At 45.5% G+C, this 6171-nt stretch carries 4 protein-coding genes and 1 tRNA gene (1 of these 5 cut by a window edge); 2 read left to right on the top strand and 3 right to left on the bottom strand.

What is annotated here, in order from left to right; all coding sequences use genetic code 11:
• Positions 1–51 (top strand) — tRNA-OTHER (locus BET10_RS21690); it begins 96 nt to the left of the window's first position.
• A gap of 205 nt (positions 52–256) precedes the next feature.
• Positions 257–415 (top strand): hypothetical protein, encoded by a 159-nt coding sequence (locus tag BET10_RS21635; protein ID WP_170829182.1) that lies wholly within the window; start codon positions 257–259, stop codon positions 413–415.
• 34 nt (positions 416–449) lie between these two features.
• On the opposite strand, the gene iadA is transcribed toward BET10_RS21635, so the two are convergent.
• The 3 genes from iadA to BET10_RS18605 all read right to left on the bottom strand — a co-directional run bounded on the left by iadA (position 450) and on the right by BET10_RS18605 (position 6114).
• The gene (gene iadA, locus BET10_RS18615) at positions 450–1616 is read right to left on the bottom strand and encodes a beta-aspartyl-peptidase (RefSeq protein WP_070987230.1); all 1167 of its coding nucleotides are present in this window, start codon (positions 1614–1616) and stop codon (positions 450–452) included.
• Positions 1617–1628: 12 nt separating this feature from the next.
• Positions 1629–3038: a putative basic amino acid antiporter YfcC gene (gene yfcC, locus BET10_RS18610; RefSeq protein WP_070987228.1), complete on the bottom strand. Its 1410-nt coding sequence runs from the start codon at positions 3036–3038 to the stop codon at positions 1629–1631.
• Between the two features lie 148 nt (positions 3039–3186).
• A complete protein-coding gene (locus BET10_RS18605; RefSeq protein ID WP_070987226.1) occupies positions 3187–6114 on the bottom strand; it encodes a TonB-dependent receptor domain-containing protein in 2928 nt (975 codons plus the stop codon).
• Between the last annotated feature and the right edge of the window lie 57 nt (positions 6115–6171).

The raw sequence follows: 6171 nt of genomic DNA, 5'->3' as shown, positions 1-6171 counted from the left end.
CACCGCCCTTTCACGGCGGTAACAGGGGTTCGAATCCCCTAGGGGACGCCACTTCTTCGTTCACTTTTTATGTCAGTGACATAGAGTGAGTGATACAGTTTATATTTCTAAAACACACACCTTTATTTAAATCTCATAAAACATTCCACTTAACATCTTTTTTGTTTTCATATTGTTGTTTTATTGTGTTGCAAAATTAGCTACATTGAAGCTTGTAATGACTTGGTAAGCTGATTACGTTAGGGAAAACACCGCGATGAAAATAGTGATATCTGGTGCAACATCAGGGTTCGGAGTTGCTTGGCTGCGTGAGTTAGATGATACACAACAGGCTGAGCTTTTTGTTTTAGCGCGTGATAGACAAAAGTTCGATGTACTTGTGGCACAACACCCACAAAAAATGCCCACCAAGTAGGTGGGCGATTTAAGCTAACCTCACTGGGGAGAGGTTATTCGAACAAGCCTTTAACGATAGCGTTGCTGTTTTCGACCATATGTAGGCCATTGCTCCAAACATGTATGGGGGCGAGTGTCTGCTTATCTAACAATACCAAATCTGCGTCACTACCCACTTTGATGGTGCCTTTTTTAAGCCCCAGTACCTGTGAGGGGTTGGTTGTAATGGCCATTAGGGCATGTTCGATGGCAACATCAAACTCCTGTACGGCCTGCACAAATGCTTGATGAAGTGACGCTTCTTTGCCGACCTCTAAACCAACAAGATTAAGTGTGTCATCAAAAATCGGTAAGCTGGCATGGCCATCAGAACTAATGGTCAGACGATTTGGATCGACGCCTTGTGCTAAACAATATGCCAGTGCTTGTGCGGCCGCATATTCTCCATGTGCAAGGTCATATTCAGTGGTGCTAGCGGTAAAGTCGATATGACCGCCACCACGGCAAAAATCAATGCCTGCATCTAGCAATCCTTTGTTACGATTCATATGTGTTGGGTAGAATGCAGATAAATTAATATCGCTACATTTCGAAACCTCATGCAGTAAAGATAAATAGGTTTCTTGCGGCCCAACATGAATGCTCACTGTGCCTTTTTTACCGCTGAGCATTCCGGCAACCTTAGCCTGCGCCGCTAGCTGGGCAAGCTGTAGTGCGGTGGGCTGGCTACTGCGATGATCAGAGATTGCGACCTCACCAACCCCAATGAACTCTTCAATGTACATTAAGTCATCAGTGATGCTTCCAGTAAGGGTTTTAGCTGGGAGGTGGTATGATCCGGTATGACAAAACACATTTAGGCCTTGTTCCTTGAGCCCCTTAGCCTTGGCTATTAGGTTACTTAAGGTACGGCTACTAGAGTCGGTGCCCAAAGCCCCAACTACAGTGGTGATGCCGTTTAAAGTTGCGTCGGTAAGCTCCATTTCTGGTGTTCGACTGGCAAAACCTGCCTCACCGCCACCACCGGTAATGTGTACTAAAGAGTCAACAAAGCCTGGTGCGAGAATGTGCTCGCGTGCGTCAATTACTTTGACCAAAGTGTTGCCATCGAGCTTGATCTCAGGCTGTATGTCGATGACTTTTGAACCTGCCAGCAGCACATCCATTTTACCTTGCGCTGTAGGAGCGTATAAGTCTGCTCCTTGAATAAGAGTTAACATAGATAGCTCTTTTTATTGATAATTAATGAAATAGGCGATGAAAATAAAACTACTGGCAAGGGCAAATAACGCAAGTGTAAATCGCCAAATAAAAGCAGCCCATTCACCCCAATCTAGCTTTACGATACCCAAGCAGCCGATCAGGCTGGCAGAGGTTGGAATAAAGATGTTGGTCAGTCCATCACCTAGTTGAAAAGCAAGTACTACTATTTGCCTTGAAACATTGAGTAAATCACCGAGTGGAGCCATAAGCGGCATAGTAATCGCAGCTTGCCCAGAACCAGACGATACAAAAAAGTTGAATAAGCTTTGAAATAACAACATGCCCCATGCAGCGACGGCATCGGGAACGGCCGCTATGCTACTAGCACTATGAAAAAGCAGAGTATTCAATATTGAGGGGGCATTGAGATCACTGCCACCGAGCAGCAACACAACACCTTTGGCAAGCGCAACGAGCATCGCAGCAGGAAGTAACTCCTGAGCACCTTGTTTAAATGCGTCAGCACTGTCGTTGGCACTGAGCTTGTTAAACATTTTAGCGATCACCGCACTGAATAGACCAATACAAAAGAACTGAGCTGCTAATTCGGGAATATAGTATTGTCTTGCCATCACGCCCCATACTACCCACACCATACCGAGCACGAATGTGCATAGTATTAATTTGTCAGATATATCCAGCGGTGTATGTTCGCCAGAACCAACAGGTGTATCTAGTTGGTTTTGCTTTATTGAATTGGCATAACGCACAGTAAAACCTAGGCCAAACAAAGTAAACACCAACCAAGCGAGCATTCTAAAGCTAGCACCTGAAAAAACAGGGATTTCCGCGATAGACTGAGCAATTGCGATGCTAAACGGATTCATCCAAGAAGTGGCAAAGCCAATTTGCGTCGCCACATAGGTAGTAAGTACTGTAACTTTGGCGTCGTAGCCCAGTTGCTTCATAATGGGTAAAAGCACGATACAAAAAGCAATGGCTTCTTCTCCCATACCAAATACTGCACCTGCAAGGGAAAATAAGGTGAATAGTAGTGGGATAAACAGCCATTCAATGCGTTGTGTTTTGTTGATGAGGGCCATGATGCCGTTATTAATCGCACCGGTTTTCATGATGATGCCAAAAGCGCCACCTGTGATTAAGATAAAGGCCATCACGCCAATGGTGGCACCATACTTATCACCTGTAACAAGGCCCTCAAATAACACATTGGCGAGACCAATATTGCCACCTTCAGCAAAAATTGGGGCGCTCTGAACTCCCTCAACGGTTTGATACTGGGAGAGTTCCACGGAATGACTTTTATCCTCAACGTTAAACTTTCCCGGTGTGATCAGCAAAGAAGCTATATAGGCAACAAATGCGACCGTCAGCAAGATGATACTTGCATCAGGCATGATAAATTTTTTAGTTTTCATAATTCCACTTCAAGCGCAAAGTATTGACCAGCGAACTTGCTCAGATGCAAGCGCTGACAACGACTAATTAGTGCAGTGGCTTTACTAAATTAGTAAAGCCACTGTAAATATGAGCATAGTGTACACAGAGCTAAACCCATGTACCTAGCTAGAAACGATAAGTCGCGCTTAGGGTAATGCGGGTGCCAAAGGCATTGTGATTGATAGAATCAAATCCTCGAGCAGAGCCATAAACACGCGGTGGCTCTTTGTCAAATAGATTGTCAACACGCGCTCTGAGAGTGAGCTTGTCATTAACATCGATACCCGCAGAGAGATCCCATACTAAGAAGCTATCCACTTCACGTCCACCTTCAGCACTCAAAACACCTAACTTTTCTAGTTCGCCAATTTCTCGGCCTCTGAGTCCCTCAATGTCGTCTTCATAGCTGCTGGTGTAATTTGCACCAAGTGTGATGTAGTAATCTTCGCTGTTCCAATCAATCGACATACGAACAATATCGCGAGGGTATTGGTAGCTGCCTACAAGTTTCTCCAATGAATCAGAACCTGGCTTGTTGCGGTCAAACTTCAAGTAGTGTGTACCGTTTAATGCCAGAGTAAGTTCGCCTGCATCGAAGTTAAAGCGGTGATCTAGCTTAAAATCAAGCCCAGAAAGTGTCTGTGTTCCTGTGTTTTCAAGCGGGATCACATGGTCACGATAAAGTGGGAGAAACAGCTCACTGTCACGCGGTTCAAAGGTGTTGATGTATGCCATTAAGATCTGCCCAAGATCAGCACCATCTTGTTCGATGTTTAAACCATTGCTGTCTGTAACGTCACATAGTTGCGCTTCATAAGAAATACCTTGCGCGCCGTCAGGCACCAATCCACAGTGGCGCAGTGACGCATCCGTCATGGCCCGATCTAGCACTGCCGTCATATTGGTATCTATCACTTGTTCGTGATCAAAGTGCCAGAAGTCCAATGTAACATTGGTGTCTATGCTGGGACTCCAAGCCACGCCAAAGCTCAGAGCTTCAGATTCCTCAGCTTTTAGATTAGGGTTGCCGAGCTCAAGTGAGTTTACACTCACTTGTGTTCCATCACCCATACAATAAAGTTCTGAAACAGCTTGGTTGGCACCACAGTCAAATGATGATGTTGTCGTTCTCAGTTTGACACCAGCTTGCGTGAGAGAGGGCGCTCTGAACGAAGTAGACCATGAACCCCTTAAAATCAGTGAGTCAGATGGGCGAAAGCTCACGCCAATTTTAGGGTTAAAGGTGCTACCGAAATCATCATAATGGTCGTAGCGGCCAGCCAGTTGCAACTCGATTTGTTCAGTGACTGACACACTGAGCTCGGCAAATGCGGCGTATTGCGTACGTTTAGCACGTGATAAAGATGAACCAAAACCAAACACATCAACAAGGTACTCTTTGTCGGCTTGAGCTTGTGAATCAGTCGATGGAATGTCGCTTAACTCCTCTTTACGAGCTTCAACACCAAAAGAGGCGTAGGCTGGTAGTTCGTTGAAGGTAAATACTTCGCCACTGATATTGGCATCCCACGCGTATACGGTACTTTCCCCGCTGCGAGTTGGACGGGCTTGCGCAACGGCTAGCACAGCATCGTTATTGGCATCATTTTGTATAAATGGGTTGTAAAATGGCAGTAATTCGCCACTTTGGCAGTTTAGGTTTTGGCCATCAAAGCTTGCCAACGAGCCGTCTGAACACAGCTCTCCAGTGATTGCGCCATGAAATTGGTAGCGATTATATACACCAGCAATTGCCTCTTGCTCAGAGCGTGAGCGTGAAAAAGTTACCCCTGATTCCCAGCTCCAATCGTTTATTTCACCTTCTAATGTACTGACTAATCTGAAGTTCTTGGTCTCTACTTCAACAGTTCTAGGGTCGTTAAAGCGCGCATCAAAGGCAAAGCCCCAAACTTCTTTGCCACTTTGTGTGGTGAATGGATCGATGTAGAGTTGATCCATCAGTGCGTTGCTGCCATCGGCCTGATCATAAATAAACAGGGCGTCTTCTAGGATGTATGGACCATCGCTGTCATCTAGTTGATTAATTGGTGCCGGTGATGAATAGGCCTGCGACTTGGTTTGGCTGTAGAAAAAGTCTGTATGCCAGTCAAGCTTACCGAGTTGAGAGTTAAACATGAAGCCGGTAGAAACACTTTCGAACGGCGTTTCGAGATAATCGTGTTGATTACCATAGTAGGCGCAGATTTGCTCACCATATTCGGTTGTCACTAACGGAGTCTGACAATTTGGAGCTGGCAGCTCGTTACCATCTCGGCTGCTGTAATAATAAATATTTGGTGAATTTTCAAGTGTTGGCAAGTAAGAATATGAATTGACCAAGTTAGGTGATGCGCTAAAACTGCGGTCAGTGGCTTTAAAAGCATTTCTGTCATACATGTCTAAAAACACACTGAGATGGCTATCGCCGATCTGTGTGCCATACAGCATGTTAATTTGTTTTTTGCTCTCATCATGGCTATCTGTGCTATCACCATACGACGCATTTATTTCAGCACCTTGATAATCATCTTTAAGAATGTAGTTGATAACACCGGCAACCGCATCGGCGCCGTAAACTGCAGATGCCCCGGTCGCTAAAATTTCAATACGCTCAATGGCGGCCAGAGGAATAGCATTAATATCAACGAAGTTCTCAGTGCCTGCGGCAAATGAGCTAGGCGCAACACGACGTGAATTTATCAGAGTGAGCGTGGAAGATGGCCCCATGCCTCTTAGGCTAGCTGCCGATTGACCCGCTGGGGTTGAAGTCGACGTGCCACCACTTTCAGAAGTGGAAAAAGTGCCATTGCCCCCTTTGAGTACAGACAAGTCTTTCAATAGTTCAAAAATAGTATTGGCACCCGATTGCTTAATGCTTTGTTGGTCCAATACGGTAAGCGGTACGCTTCCCTCCAGATCAACGCCTTTGATGCGTGAGCCTGTAATTTCTACTCTTTCAATGTTCTCTAATTCGTTTTCTTGTTGTGCATACGCAGACGCAACCGGGCACAGCGAAGCGCTGATTGCCGCGGCAATAGTTAATCGACGAAACATGACGGATTACCTTTATGTCTTTATCGAGCAGGCGCAAAGGTGCCAAAGCTCAATTAT

This window comes from Pseudoalteromonas amylolytica (genome assembly GCF_001854605.1).
Taxonomy (GTDB): Bacteria; Pseudomonadota; Gammaproteobacteria; order Enterobacterales; family Alteromonadaceae; genus Pseudoalteromonas; species Pseudoalteromonas amylolytica.
The sequence above is the reverse complement of the archived record's forward strand: the minus strand, read 5'-3'. Positions and strand labels throughout refer to the sequence as shown.

Excerpts from the sequence above, each read along its gene's own strand:
- yfcC (WP_070987228.1), bottom strand. The coding sequence starts at position 3,038 with ATGAAAACTAAAAAATTTATCATGCCTGATGCAAGTATCATCTTGCTG.
- iadA (WP_070987230.1), bottom strand. The coding sequence starts at position 1,616 with ATGTTAACTCTTATTCAAGGAGCAGACTTATACGCTCCTACAGCGCAA.
- BET10_RS18605 (WP_070987226.1), bottom strand. The coding sequence starts at position 6,114 with ATGTTTCGTCGATTAACTATTGCCGCGGCAATCAGCGCTTCGCTGTGC.
- BET10_RS21635 (WP_170829182.1), top strand. The coding sequence starts at position 257 with ATGAAAATAGTGATATCTGGTGCAACATCAGGGTTCGGAGTTGCTTGG.